This window comes from Natrinema sp. LN54 (genome assembly GCF_052439245.1).
Classification (GTDB): Archaea; Halobacteriota; Halobacteria; order Halobacteriales; family Natrialbaceae; genus Natrinema; species Natrinema versiforme_A.
In genome coordinates this window covers 26,138-43,856 of sequence record NZ_JBQVRP010000002.1, presented here as the reverse complement: position 1 = coordinate 43,856, position 17,719 = coordinate 26,138, and the positions used below count along the sequence as shown (strand labels likewise).

The 17,719-nt window shown below is 67.4% G+C and carries 21 protein-coding genes; 12 read left to right on the top strand and 9 right to left on the bottom strand.

Annotation, left to right across the window (positions count from 1 at the left end):
* Nucleotides 1-32 precede the first annotated feature (32 nt).
* The 3 genes from ACT4ML_RS05305 to ACT4ML_RS05295 all read left to right on the top strand — a co-directional run bounded on the left by ACT4ML_RS05305 (nt 33) and on the right by ACT4ML_RS05295 (nt 2,472).
* Nucleotides 33-1,439: a winged helix-turn-helix transcriptional regulator gene (locus ACT4ML_RS05305; RefSeq protein WP_444719926.1), complete on the top strand. Its 1,407-nt coding sequence runs from the start codon at nt 33-35 to the stop codon at nt 1,437-1,439.
* Nucleotides 1,440-1,597: 158 nt separating this feature from the next.
* A complete protein-coding gene (locus tag ACT4ML_RS05300; RefSeq protein ID WP_444719925.1) occupies nt 1,598-1,756 on the top strand; it encodes a DUF7559 family protein in 159 nt (52 codons plus the stop codon).
* Between the two features lie 206 nt (nt 1,757-1,962).
* Complete coding sequence (locus tag ACT4ML_RS05295) at nt 1,963-2,472, top strand: Hsp20/alpha crystallin family protein (RefSeq protein WP_444719924.1); 510 nt, start codon at nt 1,963-1,965, stop codon at nt 2,470-2,472.
* 18 nt (nt 2,473-2,490) lie between these two features.
* Here ACT4ML_RS05295 and ACT4ML_RS05290 read toward each other — a convergent pair whose 3' ends face one another.
* On the bottom strand, nt 2,491-3,675 hold the full coding sequence (locus ACT4ML_RS05290; RefSeq protein WP_444719923.1) for an NAD(P)/FAD-dependent oxidoreductase: 1,185 nt from the start codon (nt 3,673-3,675) through the stop codon (nt 2,491-2,493).
* Nucleotides 3,676-4,098: 423 nt separating this feature from the next.
* Nucleotides 4,099-4,392 (bottom strand): DUF7521 family protein, encoded by a 294-nt coding sequence (locus ACT4ML_RS05285; RefSeq protein ID WP_444720600.1) that lies wholly within the window; start codon nt 4,390-4,392, stop codon nt 4,099-4,101.
* Between the two features lie 154 nt (nt 4,393-4,546).
* Between ACT4ML_RS05285 and ACT4ML_RS05280 the strand changes: the two genes are divergently transcribed.
* Nucleotides 4,547-4,846: a CDGSH iron-sulfur domain-containing protein gene (locus ACT4ML_RS05280; RefSeq protein ID WP_138246272.1), complete on the top strand. Its 300-nt coding sequence runs from the start codon at nt 4,547-4,549 to the stop codon at nt 4,844-4,846.
* 15 nt (nt 4,847-4,861) lie between these two features.
* Here ACT4ML_RS05280 and ACT4ML_RS05275 read toward each other — a convergent pair whose 3' ends face one another.
* The 3 genes from ACT4ML_RS05275 to ACT4ML_RS05265 are packed head-to-tail and all read right to left on the bottom strand — an operon-like array spanning nt 4,862 to nt 8,396.
* Nucleotides 4,862-7,345 (bottom strand): heavy metal translocating P-type ATPase, encoded by a 2,484-nt coding sequence (locus tag ACT4ML_RS05275; RefSeq protein ID WP_444719922.1) that lies wholly within the window; start codon nt 7,343-7,345, stop codon nt 4,862-4,864.
* A gap of 2 nt (nt 7,346-7,347) precedes the next feature.
* A complete protein-coding gene (locus ACT4ML_RS05270) occupies nt 7,348-8,154 on the bottom strand; it encodes a sulfite exporter TauE/SafE family protein (RefSeq protein WP_444719921.1) in 807 nt (268 codons plus the stop codon).
* 26 nt (nt 8,155-8,180) lie between these two features.
* Nucleotides 8,181-8,396 carry a cytochrome-ba3 oxidase subunit gene (locus ACT4ML_RS05265; RefSeq protein ID WP_444719920.1) on the bottom strand — a complete coding sequence of 72 codons (216 nt, stop codon included), beginning with the start codon at nt 8,394-8,396 and terminating at the stop codon, nt 8,181-8,183.
* Between the two features lie 100 nt (nt 8,397-8,496).
* Between ACT4ML_RS05265 and ACT4ML_RS05260 the strand changes: the two genes are divergently transcribed.
* From ACT4ML_RS05260 to ACT4ML_RS05240, 5 genes are all read left to right on the top strand, one after another.
* Nucleotides 8,497-8,733: a hypothetical protein gene (locus tag ACT4ML_RS05260; protein ID WP_444719919.1), complete on the top strand. Its 237-nt coding sequence runs from the start codon at nt 8,497-8,499 to the stop codon at nt 8,731-8,733.
* Nucleotides 8,730-9,530 (top strand): cytochrome c oxidase subunit II, encoded by an 801-nt coding sequence (locus ACT4ML_RS05255; protein ID WP_444719918.1) that lies wholly within the window; start codon nt 8,730-8,732, stop codon nt 9,528-9,530. Before ACT4ML_RS05260 ends, ACT4ML_RS05255 begins: the two co-directional genes overlap by 4 nt.
* Nucleotides 9,523-11,274 carry a b(o/a)3-type cytochrome-c oxidase subunit 1 gene (locus tag ACT4ML_RS05250; RefSeq protein ID WP_444719917.1) on the top strand — a complete coding sequence of 584 codons (1,752 nt, stop codon included), beginning with the start codon at nt 9,523-9,525 and terminating at the stop codon, nt 11,272-11,274. The genes ACT4ML_RS05255 and ACT4ML_RS05250 overlap by 8 nt, the downstream gene beginning before the upstream one ends.
* Complete coding sequence (locus ACT4ML_RS05245; protein ID WP_444719916.1) at nt 11,275-11,484, top strand: CbaC protein; 210 nt, start codon at nt 11,275-11,277, stop codon at nt 11,482-11,484.
* 151 nt (nt 11,485-11,635) lie between these two features.
* The gene (locus ACT4ML_RS05240; protein WP_444719915.1) at nt 11,636-11,836 is read left to right on the top strand and encodes a DUF7534 family protein; all 201 of its coding nucleotides are present in this window, start codon (nt 11,636-11,638) and stop codon (nt 11,834-11,836) included.
* 61 nt (nt 11,837-11,897) lie between these two features.
* On the opposite strand, the gene ACT4ML_RS05235 is transcribed toward ACT4ML_RS05240, so the two are convergent.
* On the bottom strand, nt 11,898-12,953 hold the full coding sequence (locus ACT4ML_RS05235; protein ID WP_444719914.1) for a mannose-1-phosphate guanylyltransferase: 1,056 nt from the start codon (nt 12,951-12,953) through the stop codon (nt 11,898-11,900).
* 1 nt (nt 12,954) lies between these two features.
* Complete coding sequence (locus tag ACT4ML_RS05230; RefSeq protein WP_138246281.1) at nt 12,955-13,266, bottom strand: DUF7091 family protein; 312 nt, start codon at nt 13,264-13,266, stop codon at nt 12,955-12,957.
* A gap of 115 nt (nt 13,267-13,381) precedes the next feature.
* On the opposite strand from ACT4ML_RS05230, the gene ACT4ML_RS05225 reads away from it, so the two are divergent.
* The 3 genes from ACT4ML_RS05225 (at nt 13,382) to ACT4ML_RS05215 (ending at nt 16,024) form a co-directional block, all read left to right on the top strand.
* A complete protein-coding gene (locus ACT4ML_RS05225) occupies nt 13,382-14,272 on the top strand; it encodes a dihydrodipicolinate synthase family protein (protein ID WP_444719913.1) in 891 nt (296 codons plus the stop codon).
* 173 nt (nt 14,273-14,445) lie between these two features.
* A complete protein-coding gene (locus ACT4ML_RS05220) occupies nt 14,446-15,378 on the top strand; it encodes a replication factor A (protein WP_138246283.1) in 933 nt (310 codons plus the stop codon).
* A gap of 1 nt (nt 15,379) precedes the next feature.
* Nucleotides 15,380-16,024 carry an RPA family protein gene (locus ACT4ML_RS05215; RefSeq protein WP_444719912.1) on the top strand — a complete coding sequence of 215 codons (645 nt, stop codon included), beginning with the start codon at nt 15,380-15,382 and terminating at the stop codon, nt 16,022-16,024.
* Nucleotides 16,025-16,075: 51 nt separating this feature from the next.
* On the opposite strand, the gene ACT4ML_RS05210 is transcribed toward ACT4ML_RS05215, so the two are convergent.
* Complete coding sequence (locus tag ACT4ML_RS05210; protein ID WP_444719911.1) at nt 16,076-16,747, bottom strand: alpha/beta hydrolase; 672 nt, start codon at nt 16,745-16,747, stop codon at nt 16,076-16,078.
* The gene (locus tag ACT4ML_RS05205; RefSeq protein ID WP_444719910.1) at nt 16,744-17,703 is read right to left on the bottom strand and encodes a VOC family protein; all 960 of its coding nucleotides are present in this window, start codon (nt 17,701-17,703) and stop codon (nt 16,744-16,746) included. Before ACT4ML_RS05205 ends, ACT4ML_RS05210 begins: the two co-directional genes overlap by 4 nt.
* Nucleotides 17,704-17,719: the final 16 nt, after the last annotated feature.

Genomic DNA, 17,719 nt, shown 5'->3' with positions numbered 1-17,719 from the left:
ACGACCCCGCCACGAGGGCCGTCTCGAGAGGTATGATCCGGAACACGATCGTGCGCACGATGCTGTGTGCGAGTCTCGTCGTCGCACTCGTCGCGACGGCGGTTACCGCGGGAGCCGCGGCAACGGTCGACGCTGGCCCCGAACGCGAGACGGTGACGGTCGACTCGAGCGCGACCGAGTCGATACTCACAGTACAGAACGACTCCGATGACCCGGACGACCCTGACGATCCCGACGATCCCGACGACCCCGACGACGCTGATGATCCCGACGATCCGGATGGGATAACCGGGACGAACGAGACCACCAGTTCTGACGATACCGATGGAACAACCGAGACGAACGATACCAGCGGTTCCGATAGTCAGGACGATCCCGATGATCCGAACGACCCGGATGACCCTGACGATCCGGCCGATACGAGCGATACCAGTGACTCGGACGATCCGGATGACTCAGACGACCCGGCCGATGCGGACGATCCGGATGACTCAGACGACCCGGATGACCCTGCTGATCCGGACGACCCTGACGATCCCGATGACTCGGACACGCCGGACGGCGCCGATGACTCGGCGAACGTCACCGAGCCCCCCGATTCGGCCGGCTCGAGTGACGGGACCGAATCCGACCCCGACGGCGGCCGCGAGGGGCCGACGGCGGGCGATGGGGGCAGAAACGGCGCTGCCGTGACCGCGGACGGCGGGGACGCGACCGACGCCGAGACCGAAGCGGCCCCCGACGAGTCGTCAGGGCCGGGTGAAGGGGCCAGCATCGCGCTCGCGACCCTGCTCACCGCGGCGGCCGCCAACGCGTCGTCGGTCGGGAACGCGACCGTCGTCGTCGTCGGGCAGTCGTCGTCGCTGCAGGGGTCGGTTCGCATGGCGACGGCGACACTCGAGCGGGCCGGATCCGACGGCGGCTGGCGATATCTCGGCACGCTGTTTCGCTACAGCAGGTTCGACGATTCCGACCCGCTCGAACACGACTCCCGGCGGGAGATCTATCGAACCATCGCGGACGATCCGGGCATCAACCTCTCCGCGGTCGCGGCGGCGACCGACGCGTCGCTGTCGACGGTCCGGCACCACCTCCGGATCCTCGAGGAGGAACGCCTGATCGAGTCGGAGAAGGTCCGCGGGAAGCGCTGTTACCGTCGCGCCGATACGACCGACGAGATCGATATCGCACTCCGGACGGCGCTCGAGAAGCCGGCGACCCGTCGGATACTCGAGACGCTGGCCGAACACGGGCCGGCACAGACGACGACGCTGGCGGACGAACTCAACCGGGACCCGAGTACGGTGACTCACCACCTCTCGACGCTGTCGGACGACGGACTCGTCGTCAGAGACCGCGACGGATCGGCGGTCATCACGCGGCTCGCACCCGGCGTCGAACGCAGCCTCGAGCACCGGGAGCCGCCGTCCTCGGACTGAGAGCGGTCACCGATCCGCTCTCTCGAACGCGTCATATGGAGGGGAATAAACGCGCCCAAACGACCGGTCGGCAGATGCGCGACAGCGGGACGCGGCCGATTCCTGCAGTCGTCGTGGGTGAAGCCAATGTTGATTAGTTCGGCACCCCAAGAGCCGATATGCCGCCGACGGAAGAAATCGTCTGTACCGACGAGGACTGTTTTCTCGACATCTTCGAGAACCATTACACGTACGATGTCCCGGACGATTTCGGCGTCTCGGAGCTGTCGTGTCCGGTCTGTGGGGGGACCGACTGTCTCGAGCGAGTCGAACTCTAACCGGTGGCCGTCCGCGCTCCCATCCCGGCGGGATCGACCCGGGAACGGGCGACCTCGTCAGACGTTTCTTTTGAACTCGGCGAAAGGGATATGAATCGGGCTGTCATAACCGTCTGTACGGCCATCTCTGCCATGCACTGTCAAGCCCTTCTCTCGGTTCCCACGACCGCCGCCCGCGTCGCACGCACCGTCCGGGGTGACACCCCGTGACCCTCAAAGATCTCGGCAAATCGGTCGGCAGCGCCCTCTATCGTCAGGTCGGCCGCGCGAACGGTCGCGTCCAGAATCACCGATCGCTCCCCGTCGATATCCTCGAGAACGATACCTCGTATCGCATCGTCTTCGACGCGCCCGGTGCCGAACCGGACGACGTACAGGTCCGCTACCTCGAGGGGAACATCAAGATTCGCATCGACCGGTTCCGGCAGTTCCACGAGGGGTACGAGATGCGGTTCCCCGGCCGCGGAATGTCGCTGAACGGCGAAGCCGAACTCCCGACCGACGCCGTCGTCGATCCGGACGCCGGAACGGCTCGACTCAGCGAAACGGGCACGCTGAGCGTCGAACTCCCGAAGGATTCGGCGGTCGACGACACAGATGAGAGCCGCGAAGCCGACGCGGCGGACGAACTCGAGGAACTCGCCGACGCCGAGACCGATCCGGATCTCGGGCAGGGGACGGACGCGGAAACGGAACCGATCTCCATCGACGACTGACTCGAACGGACGGACACCTCAGTCCCGATCGAGCGCCATCCCCTCGACGACGTCGAACGCCTCGTCGCCGTCGAACCGCGTCGGATCGAAGGCGTCGATCCCCGCCCCGCCGAGTATTTCTTCCGCGAGTCGCTCTCCGATCGCCGGCGCACGCATGAAGCCGTGGCCCTGGAATCCGGTCGCGACGTACAGCCGGTCGTCAACCTGTCCGACCAGCGGATCTCGATCCGGCGTCGCCGTACAGAGACCGGCCCACGCCCGCTCGAGGTCTCCCTCCGCGACGCCCGGAACCCGGTGTGCGACCCGCTCGAGGAGGTCGTCGGCGAACGTCGGGTCCGCGTCGCGATCGTACGCGTCGGGATCGGCCTCGCGTTCTTCGGTGCCGTCGCCGGCGAGGAAGCCGTCGGCGTGGGGTCGCAGGTAGAAGTTGCCGCTCGCGTCGTAACACATCGGCTCCGCGAGGTCGCCGTCCGCGACGAGCGCCTGCACGCGGTAGGGTTTCATCGCGAGGGAGATGCCCGCGTCCGCGAGCAGCGCCTTCGTGTGCGCACCGGCGGCCACGAGCACCGCGTCCACCTCGCGGACCTCGCCGTCGGGGTGGACGACCCGCGCGGGATCGGTTCGCACCTCGACCGGCGTCTCAGTCTCGAGGGTCGCTCCGGAGCCGGTCGCCGCGGCCGCGAGACAGGCCGTATACGCCGCGGGATCGGTGTAGCCCGCCCCGCCGGCGATGCCCGCGACGGCGACATCGTCCGTCCGCAACGCGGGGAACCGGTCGGCGAGCGCGTCGGCGTCCATCTCGAAGGCGACGATCTCGTTGTCCTGCATGCGACGCACCTGCTCGCGGATGGCGTCGGCCCGGTCCGCGTCGCCGTCGCGGGCGAGCCAGACGTAGGGACACTCGACGAACGGGAAGGTCTCGTCGCCCGAGAGCGCGCGGAACCGCTCGATCGCGTCGCCGGCGATTTCGGCGTCGAGCCCGTCCGCGAAGGCGTCGTAGCAGATCCCCGCCGCCCGCCCGGACGCGTCGTTCGCGACGGTGCCGCGGTCGTAGAGGGTCACGTCCGCGCCCTCGCGTGCGAGGTCGTAGGCCGCGGTCGCGCCGACGGCACCCGCGCCGACGACCGCCACCTCGAGGCCGGCACCCCGATCGGTGAAGGCGTCCGCGCCGACGGCCAACTCGGGCTCGTCGGTCCCGCTCATGGCCGCTCACTCGCAGGGGCGGTTCCGTGGAGTCGACTCGAAATGCGACCGCTGGGCGTCCTCGCGTCGTCGGGATCGGGTTGCATAGCCCCAACTCGGGACGGGGCCCACTTACCTCTGGGTGATTACGGCGTGAAAAGTACCCCGCGACTCGAGACGAAGAGTCGGGCGACCGGCTATTCGACGAGCGCAGGCGTCGCATCACAGTAGAGACGGGAGGAAGGGGGGGGGGGTACGACGGCAGGGACGAGCTCCATGGTTCAGTGCCGCCTTTCCTGCCGTACGCTGATCTACCACGGTCTCATGCATACGACTGTCCCCAAAACGATTTGGTCCAGTGATCGAATCGGACAGCACACTGACTGGTCGGGCGAAGCGGGAGGTAGAGAAATGCAACTGCAATCGAAATCGGGGAGCCACGACTCACGTGACGTACAGCGAGCGCGCGATCACGAGGAAGCCGGCCAGCACCAGCAGGCTCTCGAGCAGGACGCCGGTCATCAACGGCACGGAGAGGAGTTCGTACAGCATGCCAGCGAGCACCAGTCCGAGGGTGACGAGGCCGAATCCGACCGAGAGATAGCCCAGCGCCGGCTGTCGTGTCCGCCGGTAGGCCTTGTACGCGAAGAACGTGATAACGCCGCCGACGATGAGCACGAGCGTTTTGACGACCGCGAGCGCGATCGCGGTCGGCATTACCGCGGCGTAGAACGACATCTCTGTTCTCATTCGGATATTCAAGACCCGAACCAAGAACCTTGCCGTTCCCGGAAACCGTGAACCGTGTCAGCCATCTCCGTAGAGAGTGACCGGGTTCCCGTTCGCCCTCGCGAGCGAAGGGTTTTGGAGTCGGCGATCGGAGCGGTGGCAAATGACACGATTGGTCGAACTCGAGGAGACGGGACCGCGTAAACTCGAGCCGTCGGATCTCGACGACGAGAAGGGAGATATCGCGGTCTGTCGGTGCGGGCTCTCGGACTCGTTTCCGTTCTGTGACGGGAGCCATCGGCGGACCCGCGACGAGGACCCGGAGACGACCTACGTCTACGAGGACGGCGAGCGGCGGGTCGTCGAGCGAGTCGCGACCGAGGACGAGTCAGTCGCCGACAGCGGCGGCGACGGCACTGGCGATACCGAACCCACCGATACTGGCGACGGCGGCCTCGAATAGGCGACCCGACTGCAGTCACCGCATCGAGCGCGAGGAGTTGAGCACGACCAGGAGGCTGCTCGCGGCCATCGCGACGGCGGCGAAGAGCGGGTTCAACAGTCCGGCGACAGCGAGCGGGATCGCGACCGCGTTGTAGCAGAACGCCCAGCCAAGGTTCTGGCGGATGCACCGGTGCGTGCTCGCGGCGATCGCGAGCGTCTCGCCGACCGCCTCGAGGTCGTCGCCGACGATCACCGCGTCGGCCGCGTCGGTCGCGAGCTGGGTTCCGCCGCCCATCGCGATACCGACGTCGGCGGCGGCCAGTGCGGGCGCGTCGTTGCTCCCGTCGCCGACCATCGCGACCGTCCCCCGCGTTCGGAGACGGTCGACGGTCTCGGCTTTCGCCGCCGGCGGGACGCCCGCGAAGACCTCGTCGACGCCGTCGTGTTCGCGGAACCGCTCCGCCGCCGGCTCCTCGTCGCCGGTGAGGACGACGATCTCGCGATTCGGTGAGAGCGTCTCGAGCGCCGCGTCGAGTTCCTCGCGTTCCGAATCGCCGACCGCGATGACGCCGCGGGTCCGGCCGTCCCAGCCGACCGCGACGGGGACGCGACCGACCGCACGGGCGTCGGCGATCGGGGACTCGAGGGCGTCGGGAACCGACAGCCCGCGCTCGCGACAGAAGTCGGGGTGGCCGACGACGACGCGCTCGCCGTCGACGACGCCGCTGACGCCGCGGTCGGCTCGCTCGAACGAATCGACGGCTGTGGAACCGTCGGCGCCGGCTACGGTACTATCGTCATTTTCGGCCTCGAGACCACCGCCGTCGGCCGCGGCGACGGGCGACGCTTCGACGATGGCGGCGGCGATCGGGTGCTCCGACAGCGATTCGACCGTCCCGGCCCGCCGGAGTAGCTCGTCGGAAGCCGTCCCGTCGACGGCGTGGACGTCTTCGACGGCCATCCGTCCGGACGTCAGCGTTCCCGTCTTGTCCAGCACGACGACGTCGACGTCCGGTGCGTCTTCGAAGATCGTCTCCGCGGCGACGACGATACCCCGCTTCGCGGCGGCCTGGACGCCCGCGGCGATCGCCAGCGGCGTCGCCAGCCCGAGCGCACAGGGACAGGAGACGATGACGACCGTCAGCCCGATCAGGAGGGCGGTCGACGGGCTCGAGCCGGTCGCGAGCAGGACGGCGGCCGTCCCGACGGCGAGGGCGACGACCAGCGGGACGAACACCGTCGCGAGCTTGTCCGCGAGCCGCTGGACGCCGGGCCGGGAGCTCTGGATCGACCAGAGCAGCGAGACGAGCCGGTCGAGGGTGCTCTCGGCCTCGTCGCCGACCGCGAGGACGATCGGCGCGTCGGTGACGACGGTGCCGCCGCGGAGGTCGTCGCCGGGGGCCTTCCGGACGGGGAGGGACTCGCCGGTGACCAGCGACTCGTCGACCGCGGCCGAGCCCTCGAGAACTTCGCCGTCGAGGGGGACCCGCTCGCCGGGGCGGACGAGCAGCCGATCCCCGGGCTCGACGGCCTCGAGAGGGACCGTTTCGCCGCTCTCGAGGCGGGCCTCGTCGACCTGTCGTTCGGTCAGTTCCGAGAGCAGTCCCGTCGCACGACGCTTGACCGTCCGCTCGTAGTGAGTGCCCGCGGTGACGACGAGGACGACGGCGACGGTGACGTCGAAGTAGAGGTGACTCTCTCCGAGGACGATTGCGACCGCACTGTAGCCGTACGAGCCGAGCGCGGCCGTCGCGACCAGCAGGTCCATGTTCGGCCGGCCCGCCCGGAGGCTGACATACGCGCCCCGGAGGATCGGATACCCGGTATAGAAGAGGATGAACGACGTGAACGCCCAGATGTTCGCCGACAGGAACGCGAGCTCGTAGCCGTCGAAGGCGACGACCGGCTCGAGGTCGAAGTAGGTCGGGTAGAGAAAGAGGACGTACCACACCATGACCATCATCCCGAAGAAGCCGCCGAGCAGCAGCCGAGCGAGCCCGTCGTCGTCCGGATCGCTGTCGGCGGCCGATCTGTCGGCTGCGGTGTAGCCGTAGCCCGAGACGATCTCCGGGAGGTCGTCGGCCGCGAGCCGGTCGGGGTCGTAGACGATCCGGATCGTGTCCGTCGCGTAACTCGCCGTCGCGCCCAGCACGCCCGCCTCGCGCTCGGCGACCGACTCGAGAAAGGCCTCGCAGGTCGAACAGTGCATCCCGTCGACCGCGAGGAAGGCGTCCTCGCCGTCGAGATCGTCGAGGTCGCGGCCCGCTGCCGCGTCTGCCCCGTCTAGGCGCGATCGAACCGCGGCCTCGTCGGGGCCGTCATCACGCCGCTCGAGGGTTCGCGCGACCTCGAGACAGCCCCGGCAGCAGTAGGTGCCGTCGACGGCCGGATCGGTGAGCGGCTCCGCGGGAGTCGGCAGGTCACAGAGGTCGCAGCCGTCGCTCCCGTCGGCCGACGACGGCGAGGCGGGCGTCTGCGCGCGTTCGACCGAGTCTTGGGTCCGTGAATCTGAACACATCGTTAGAACGGTGATGCGAACGGCAGCGGCGGGTGAGGCAGGTGGATTCCGTACAGCATCAGTCCGTGCGAGAGCGGGACGTAGCCGAGGACGACGAAGCCGACGCCGAGCCCGCGGTGAAGGCGGACGCGGGTCCTCGACTCGAGGGCGGTCAGGACGGTGCCGTAGGCGAACAGCGTCGGGATCGTCCCGAGCCCGAGGACGGCCAGCGAGAGGGCCCCGCGGGTCGGCGAGCCGACCGCGAACGCGTAGAGGTACGCCGGGTAGATGATCGGGCACGGCATGAATCCGTGGACCGCGCCGAGGGCGGCGATCCCCGGCGAGGTCGCGAGTCGGTCGATCCGACTCGAGAGCAGCCCCGAGAGTCGACGGAACAGCGCGCCCGCGACGGGGAGGTCGTGGCCGGGGACGGCCGTGCGCCCGCGGACGTAGTAGAGCCCGCTCGCGATGATGGCGATCCCGACGAGGATTCCCGTCGCACCCCGGACGGAGTCGCCGACCGCGGCGACGGCCTCGCTCGAGGCGACCGTCGCCGCGCCGAGGAGTCCGAAGCAGCCGCCGATCGTCGCGTAGCTCGCCGTCCGTCCGAGGTTGAACAGCGCGTGCTGGCGCACCTCGTAGCCGGTGAGCGTGTCGTCCCGGCGCTTGTCGCTGGCGGTGCCGATCCGGTCGGCGTAGGCCGTCACCAGCGGCCCGCACATCCCAAGGCAGTGGGCACCGGCGAGCAGACCGACGACGAAGAGGACGACCAGGTCCGCGTGCTCGAGTCCGAGCCCCGGCCCGGCGCTTGCGAGTGCTATGAGCGTCATCTACGGCTGTCGTCCGGCCATCGACATCACCTGGCGGCTCCGTTTTCGGTCGCGGAGTGATCGCCGTGTGATCCCTCGACCGGCGACATCGCGAGGTATAACGAGCCGATGATCACCGCGACGTTGACCGCGCTGACGAGGCCGGCGAGTCCGGAGTTCGTGACTCCGTAGACGAGCACCGGCACGACCGCGAGTAGTCCGACGGCTGCCGCATACCGCGGTGTGACTGTCTCGAGGGCCATAGCCGTTTCTGGGGCAGTCAACGGGTTAATACCTCGAGAAGTTCCCATCGCTCTGGAATTACGAGCGGTCGTAAGTGCTCACCCTTCCCTACCAACCCGTATGAGTTCGGCGACAGAACAACGGACGGCCGATCAGGCCGCCGAAAGCGACTCCGGCGAGACCGGGGCGATCCGCACGATCGGGCACGACGAGTTCGATCCGATCGGGACGGCGATCCTGATCGCGCTCTACTTCCTCATACTGGTACTGCTCTGGCTGTTCATGTACTTCGTCGAGTTCCTCGGCAACGGCCCGACCGTCGTCGGGGTGGTCCTGACGGTGGTGGGACTGGCATGAACATCCACACCTACGAAAAGATCTGGCTGGGCGCCGCGATGGTGTTGATCGTCGGCTTCATCGCGACGATCACTTACGGCGCGGTCGGCCCCGGAATCGCGATGGTCGACGACGACGGCGGGGACATCACGCCGAGCGAGATCAACGACGACGAACGCTTCGCCGAGCCCGGCGTCGAACACGTCGGCGGCAACGAGTACGAAGTCGCCGTCGTCGCGCAGGCGTGGTCGTACAGTCCGGAGCAAATCGAGGTGCCGGCGAACAGCGAAGTGACCTTCTACGTGACGAGTCGGGACGTGACACACAGCTTCTCGGTCGTCGGGACGAACGTCAACACGATGGTCATCCCCGGGCAGGTCTCGGAGATGACCGTTCGGTTCGACGACCCGGGCGAGTACGGCATCCTCTGTAACGAGTACTGCGGGGAACGCCACCACACGATGGAAGGGCTCCTGACCGTCGTTCCGGAAGACGAGTTCGACCTGACCGAACTGGACGTCGAGGCCCCCGACGAGGTCGAGGCGGGCAACGAGACGACGATCAACGCGACCGTCAGCGACGGAATGCAGACCGACCTCGAGACGACGGTGACCCTCGAGATCGGCGACCAGCAGTACGAGGAAGACGTTACGATCGAGGGCGCCGGCAGCGAATCCGCCGAGTTCGCTGTCGACACCGACGAACTCGGCGCGGGCGACCATGACTGGACGGTGACCGTCGACGACGAATCGGAGAGCGGCACGCTCACCGTCGTGGACGGCAACGGCGGCTCCGACGGAGGTGACGGCGATGCGTAACGCCTACATCGACCAGTTCCCCGCGGAAGCGAAGGTGATCACGGCCGCGTTCTGGAGTTCGTTCCTCGCGCTGGCCATCGGCGGCACGCTCGGGCTCGTACAGGCGCTCCACCGGACGGACGTCGTCCGATTCATCGATTCGGCGGACTACTACACCGTGTTGACCGCCCACGGCGTCCTGCTGGCGATCACGTTCACGATCTTCTTCCTCGTGGGCATCTTCACCTGGGCGGTGACGACCAGCCTCGAGCGGGGCGTCGTCGACACCCGCTTTACCTGGTCGTGGTACGCCATGATGGTCGTCGGCACGGTGCTGGTCGGCGTCACGATCTTCGCCGGCTTCCTCGAGGACGCGCCGGAGATCCTCGGCGCGCCGCTGAACGCGGACGTCCTCTTTACGTTCTACGCGCCGCTGCAGGCGCACCCCTTCTTCTACGTCGGACTGGTGCTGTTCGTCGTCGGCTCCTGGCTGGCCGGCGTCGACTGGTTCAGGACGTGGTTCGCCTGGCGTGAGGACAACCCCGACGAGCGGATCCCGCTCCCGACGTTCATGGTGCTGACGACGACGCTGTTCTGGTACATCTGTACGTTCGGCGTCGCCCTGTCGATCCTCGTCTTCCTGCTGCCGTGGTCGCTGGGGATCGCCGACTCCGTCAATCCGCTGCTGACCCGGACGCTGTTCTGGTACTTCGGCCACGCCGTCGTCTACTTCTGGCTGATGCCGACGTACATCATGTGGTACATTATGCTGCCGAAGTTCTCCGGCGGGAAACTGTTCAGCGACCCGCTCGCGCGCGTCGTCTTCGTGCTGTTCCTGTTGCTCTCGACGCCGCTCGGCATCCACCACCAGTATCTGGATCCCGGCATCGCTGAGGGATACAAGTTCATCGCGATGACGAACACGATGTTCCTGTTGCTGCCGAGCCTGCTGACCGCCTTTACCGTCGTCGCGAGCATGGAACACGGCGCGCGCCAGCGCGGCGGGAAGGGCTATCTCGGCTGGCTCAAAGCCCTGCCGTGGCGCGATCCGGTCTTTACCGGCATGGCGCTTGCGGGCCTGATGTTCGCCGCGGCCGGCTTCTCCGGCATGATCAACGCGGGCATGAACATCAACTACCTCGTCCACAACACCTGGTGGGTCGTCGGTCACTTCCACCTGACCGTCGGCACCGCCGTCGCGCTGACGTTCATGGCGGCGGCCTACTGGTTCATCCCGCAGGTGACCGGCAAGGAACTTTGGAACCGCTCCGTCGCGCTGGGCCAGGTCCTGCTCTGGTTCGTTGGCATGACGTTCATGTCGAACGCGATGCACCGGTCGGGACTGTTCGGGATGCCCCGCCGGACCGCCGAACCGCAGTACCAGAACTTCTCGTTCGAGCCGGCCGCCGGGACCGTCGGCGAGATCAACGCGCAGGTCGCCCTCGGTGCCGTGATCCTGACCGTCTCGCTGGCCCTGTTCCTCCTGAACATGGTCCTGACATCGTTCAACGGGACCAGCGACGCGATCCCGGACAACACCTACGCCGGGACGCTCTCGGGGGCCGAGGACGCGCCGGAAATCCTCGACAACCTCAAACTCTGGACCGCCATCGCAACCGTCCTCGTGATCTTCGCCTACACGCTCCCGCTCGCCAGTATCATCGACTCCGGCGGCGTGTTCGGCCCCGGTATCGACGGCTTCAAATTGACCATCGGGACCGACCCCGCGCTCCTCCTCGAGTCCGTTCGGGAGGTGATCCCCTAGATGCGCATCTCGCCGGGCGCGTTGCTAGTCGTCATTGCCGTCCTCGTGCCGTTCGTCGTCGAGTTCCGGACGGCGCTCTCGTGGTTCGGGGTCGAGCTCTCAGTCCTCGAGTCGGTCGCCCTCGCCGGTGTGTTCGTCCTCGGGCTCCTGATCTGGGCGATGTGGCCCCAGAACGGGGGCGACGAAATGGGATCGGCTGACTCGAACTAACGGGCGAGACCGTCCGCTCACGTTTTTCTGGCGGACGGCAAAATCGTGCGCCGGAGGGTGAATACGTCTATTCCAACCGAGAGACGAGGATTTTCGTCTGACCGAAAGTATGAGACAAAATTCATGTGGATGGTGACGGAATTCCTCTCGTATGAACAACAAAAACCGCGGCCAATTTTTGCGTACAACAGTTGCGCTCTGGTTACTCGCGGTTGCGGTCTCGGGGATCGTTGCTCCGCCGGACCCGTTCGCGCAACTGCTGTACACGGGTCCGCTCTTGCTTCTCGCCGTCGGTGTTTCGTATCTGCTCAGTTACAGAGGCGGGTTCGAATATGTGCGATCGAAGCTGTGATCGATGCAACGTCCGTCACCGAATCGAGCGGTTCCGGTTCAGTAGCGGGACCGGCTCCGAATCAAAACAGATCGCGCTCGCGCAGTCGAGCGACCGCGTCGCGGACCCGCTGTGAGGAGTCCCGCGGCGCGACGAGGATTCGGTCGTCGTACGCGGCCACGATCAAGTCCTCCACCTCGAGCAGCGAGACGTGAGCGTCGGGGGCGGCGACGACGTTGTTCGCGGCGTCGATCGGGAGGATATCCCCCGCGACGGCGTCGTTGGCCGTGGCTCCCGCGTCGTCGGCATCGGCGGCGGCCTCGAGGGTTCGGCCGACGGCGTCCCACGTTCCGAGGTCGTCCCACGCGACCGACAGCGAGGTGACGAAGACGTCGGCGGCGCGCTCCATGATCGCGTAATCCACGCTGACGGGGTCGACCGCGTCGAAGCCGCGGTCCGGGTCGCCGTCCTCGAGCGCCGCGACCAGCGGGGCGAGCGGCGAGTCCCGGGCCGCGTTCAACAGCGAGCCGGGCGTCCACGCGAAGACGCCGGCGTTCCAGTACGCACCGGAGTCGACGAGTCGCGCCGCCTCCTCGCGGTCGGGTTTCTCGGTGAAGCGATCGACCGCGGCGTAGTCGGCGCCGCCGGAGCCGCCGTCGAAATCGCTTCTCGAGGGAACGACGTAGCCGTAGCCCGTCGACGGCCGCGTCGGCTCGACGCCCAGCGTGATCAGCCCGTCCGTTTCGACCGCGATTTCGGCGGCTCGCTCGAGCCGCGTCGCGAACGCCGCCTCGTCCTCGACGTGGTGGTCGCTGGGGAGACAGACCAACACCGGCTCCCGGTCGAACCGCTCGCGGAGCCGCCACGCGGCGTAGACCAGCGCCGGCCCGGTGTCCTTGCCGTCGGGTTCGACCAGCACGCCCGCTTCGGGCGCGTGGTCGTGAATTTCGTCGGCGAAGGAGTCTCGAGTGAGCACGTAGCGCTCGTCGGCGAAGGCCGTTCGGTCCATCGTCCGGGAGAGCAGCGAGCGCTCGCCGCCGAGCGCGAGAAACTGTTTCGGGCGGTCGCCCCGACTCGCGGGATAGAGTCGGCTCCCGGTGCCGCCGGCGAGGACGCAGGCGATGACGGGCCGATCCATCTTACCAGGTCTCGATGCGCCCTTCGCGGACGTCCTCCGCACAGCCTTCGCAGTCGGGATGGCCCGCCTCGTAACAGGCCGGCCGGTACTCCTCGTCGAGTTTCGCCGCCCGCTGTTCGGCGTAGCGCCGGCAGACGATCTTGGCCCGACCTGCCTCGTCCGAGGGCAGTCCGCGGGCGTTCTTCGCGACTTCGTAGGAATCGCGGGCCTCCCCGAGTTGCTCGTCGGTCGATCTGCGGAGCTCTTCGAACTGCTCGCCCGCCTCCTGCAGCGTCGAACGGAGGAACCGCTCGAGTTGACGCCGATCCGCCATTGGGCCATCGTTCGGCCGCCGGACACATATACTGTTGGCCGTGGCCGGTCGTGCGATTCGCCGAGCGGATGACAACGATGACAACGGTTTTGGCCGGCTAGCCGAATCCACGGATATGGCTATCCGCGATGCGCTTCGAGGGATCACCTGTCCGCTGGTGACGCCGTTCGACGACGGAGAGATCGACGAGGACGCACTGGCCGACCTGCTCGAGCACCTCCACGAGGGCGGTATCGACGCGGTCTTCCCCTGCGGAACGACCGGCGAGTTCCCGTCGCTGACGGCCGACGAGCAACACCGCGTTCTCGAGGCGACCGTCGAGCGCGCCGAGGTGCCCGTCGTCGCGGGGGCCGCAGCGACGAGCGTCGACGATACGATCGCGGCGATCGACCGCGCCGCCGCGGCCGGTGCCGACGCCGCCGCGATCGTCGCGCCCTACTTCATCGCCGCGAACGCGCCCGAGGGGAACCGGCGGTTCTTCGAGGCCGTCCTCGAGGACGCGTCGCTACCTCTCCTGCTGTACAACATCCCGCAGTGTACGGGCCAGCGAATCGAGCCCGAGACCGTCGCCGCCGTCGCGGACCACGAGCGGGCGCTCGGGATCAAGGACTCGAGCGGCGACCTCGCGTACTTCCTGTCGGTGCTCGAGGGGACGCCCGAGGAGTTCCTCTGTCTGCAGGGCTACGACGCCCTGCTGGTGCCCGCGCTGCGGATGGGTGCCGACGGCGGAATCAACGCGCTGTCGAACGTCGTTCCCGAGATCATGGGTGAGGCGTTCGAGCGAGCCGACGACGAGCGCGGCCGGGAGCTACAGCGCGACGCGATCTCGCGCCTCTTCGAGGCGTGTACGACCCACGGCTTCGCCCCGGCGGCCAAGACCGCACTGGCCGAGCGCGGCGTCATCCCCAGCGACGACGTTCGGCCGCCGCTCGTCGCCGTCGACGACGCGGGTACCGAGACGATCGGCGAGGCGCTCGAGGCCGCGCTGGCGGTCGGCGAGCAGTAGGAACGGATCGCCACGACTGCGCCGCGAGACTGTCGTCCTGAATCGGCCCATCGACGCCGTCCGTCGGTTTCTTCCGCCGACGTTCACTTTCACTCCGGTCCCCGTAATTTAAATACTATCGGGCGCGAACGGACGTATGCCTCCCAGTGAAACCAAAGAGGAGGCGAGACACAATGAGCGACGTACGACAACACGCGGACGACATCCACGAGCAGTTTTCGGACCACCTCGACGACGTGAGCGTCGAGGACGTCGAGGAGCGCCTGACCACGCTCGTCGACGAATACAAAGTACCGATCGATGAGGCGCGCCGGAGCGTCACCAACCACTACCTTGAGGAGGCCGGCCTCGAACGAGAGGACATCTCGAGCGGCGACAGCGAGGCGGCGAACGTCGAGGACGTCGACGAACCCGAGGAGTGGATCGACCTCACCGCGAAGGTCATCGAACTCTGGGATCCCCGCAGCGACTCGGTCGCACAGGTCGGCCTGCTGGGCGACCCGACGGGGACGATCAAGTTCACCAAGTGGGCCAAATCCGATCTCCCCGCGCTCGAGGAAGGCGGCGTCTACGAGCTTCGCAACGTCGTCACCGACGAGTATCAGGGCCGGTACTCGGTCAAACTCAACTCGACGACGGTGATCGAGGAACTCGACGAGGACCTCGAAGTCGGCAACGACACCAGCGAGATTGAGGGCGCACTGGTCGACATGCAGAGCGGCAGCGGACTGATCAAGCGCTGTCCGGAGGAGGGCTGTACCCGCGTCCTCCAGAACGGCCGCTGTAACGAACACGGCGAGGGCGAGGGGGAATTCGACCTCCGTATCAAGGCCGTCGTCGACGACGGCATCGACGCCCACGAGGTCATCTTCGACAAGGACGCCACCGAGGAGTTGACCGGGCTGAGCCTCGAGGAAGCAAAGGACATGGCGATGGACGCGCTCGATACGACCGTCGTCGCCGACGAGATCGCCGAGGACATTATCGGCACCTACTACCGCATCGAGGGGCCGACGTTCGGCCGCTACGTGCTGGCCGACGACGTCGAAGAACTCGACGGGCCGGCGGATCCGGAGGAACTGCTGATCAAAGCGAGGTCGATGTGAAATGAGCCAGTCAGAACTCACCCGCGAAGTCGCCCGCCGCGTCTTCGCATCCGAATTCAACGATTCGACGTACACCTTCAAAGAGAGCGACGACGAGCGCGCGCCCAACTACGCGCTGCTCCCGACGGGCGACCGCGCGAACCGCGTGTTCGTCGCCGGCACCCTCACCGAAACCGAAGACGTCGGCGACGACAGCGAGTACTGGCGCGGCCGGGTCGTCGACCCGACCGGGACGTTCTTCGTCTACGCCGGCCAGTACCAGCCCGAGGCCGCCTCGGTCCTGCGGGACACGGAACCGCCGGCCTACGTCTCCATCGTCGGCAAACCCCGCACCTACGAGACCGACGACGGCACCGTCAACGTCTCCCTGCGACCCGAGTCCATCGCGGTCGTCGACGACGCCACCCGCGACCGCTGGGTCGTCGAAACCGCCGAGCGAACGCTCGACCGCATCGAGGCCTTCGAGGAGTGGGAAGCGGAACAGGAAGCGCCCGAAAGCGGCTCGACCGCACCGACGAACGAGTACGCCGAGATGGCCCGCGAGCGCTACGACTCGCCCGTCGTCAACTACCGCAACGACGTGATTCAGGCGCTCGAGAGCCTCGAGACCGTCGAGGCGAACGACGACCCGGAAGCGACGGTCTGAGGCAGCGAGCCACCGGCCGTTCTCTTTGTTTTCGAACCGTGAGCGTGGAGTCTATAGCAGGGCCTCGAGCATCGCGCCGATCGCGTCGAACTCGTCGTCGGTGACCTCGTGGCCCGTCTCGGGATAGCACCGCTCGTCGACTGCGGCGTCCGCTCGCTCGAAGACGCGGACCGTCTCGGCGACCCGCTCGCGGTCGACGTGCGGATCGTCCGCACCGTAGCCGACGAGGACCGGCGTCCCCTCGAGCGAGCCGTCGATCCCGGTCGAACGGAGTTCCTCGGTCGATCCGGGGAGCAGTCCCGAAAGAACGGCGAGACCGCCGTAGCGGGCCGGACTGCGTCGGACGAACTCCGCGGCGACGCAGGCACCCTGCGAGAAGCCGGCGATGACGGTCCGCTCGGGCGGGATATCGATCGCGCGCGCTTTCTCGAGTGCGGCCGCGACGCAGTCGACGCTCGAGGTGAGCCACGGTTCGTTGTCGGCTCGCGGTGCGGTCGACGGCTTCGGATACCAGCGGCCTCGCTCCGCGTGGGGCGCGAGGACGGTGACGCCGTGGCGCGTGACCGGTTTCATGAGGTTGATGACGCCCTGTGCGGTCGCACCGCGGCCGTGACAACAGACGAGCGCAGCCTCCGCGGCGAGTGCGGGCGCGCCGGCGGTGACTAGCGGTCGGCCGGCGTGGGGTCCCGAGACGGCGTTCATCGATCGGGTCGAGTCCGTCATGGCGTATCGTCACCGCCGCCCGTCGGAACCGTCAGCGCCGGCAACTGACTTTCGATCAGGTCGCGGTCTCGTTCGAACCAGTCGGGGAGATAGAGCGACTCGCCGGGTTCGTTCGTTCCCTCGTTCGCTGCGACGCCGCCGGTCTCGGTTGCCAGTTCGAAGAGAATCCCGCCCGGCTCGCGGACGTACAGCGAGTGGAAGAAGTGCCGGTCCTTGACCCGGGAGACGTCGTAGCCGCGGTCGTCGAAGAGTTCCCGCCACTCGTGGAGGTCGTCCTCGCGTTCGACGCGGACCGCGACGTGGTGGAGCGTTCCGGTCCCTTCGCGGCCGAATCCGGCCTCCCGATCGAGCACGTCTACGACGGTCGCTCGCGATCCGGACGCGCGATACCGGATTCGGTCGCCCTCCTCCGCGTCGTGCTCGAACCCAAGCGTCTCGAGCGTCCCCGCGGTCGCGTAGGGGTTGACCGACAGCGTGGAAACGCCGTGAAGGCTACAGAGTGCGCGGTCCGCCGGGACGGGGCCCGCGGTCCACGGCTCGATATCGGTCGGCACCGGCGGGCCGGCCACGAGTTCGATGCGGGTGCCTGCGGGGTCCTCGAACCGCAGGACCCGCTCGTCGAATCGCTCGAGCGGGCCCTCAACTGCGACGTCGTAATCCGCGAGTCGGGTTTCCCAGTACGCGAGCGACTCGGCCGGGACGACGAACGAGACCGATTCGATCTGGGGCTTGCCGGGTCGGCCGGGATCGCCGTGGGGGTCCGGGAAGTGCGTGAGGACCGTCCCCGGCGTCCCGGAGGCGTCGCCGAAATAGAGGTGATGTTGCAAGATATCCTCGAAGTTGACCGTCTGCGTGACGAGTCGAACGCCGAGGACGCCGCTGTAGAAGTCGATCGCCTCCTGTGGGTCCCCGACGATCCCCGTCACGTGGTGGAGTCCCAGCGTGTCGGACAGCATTAACCGTCGATTGGGC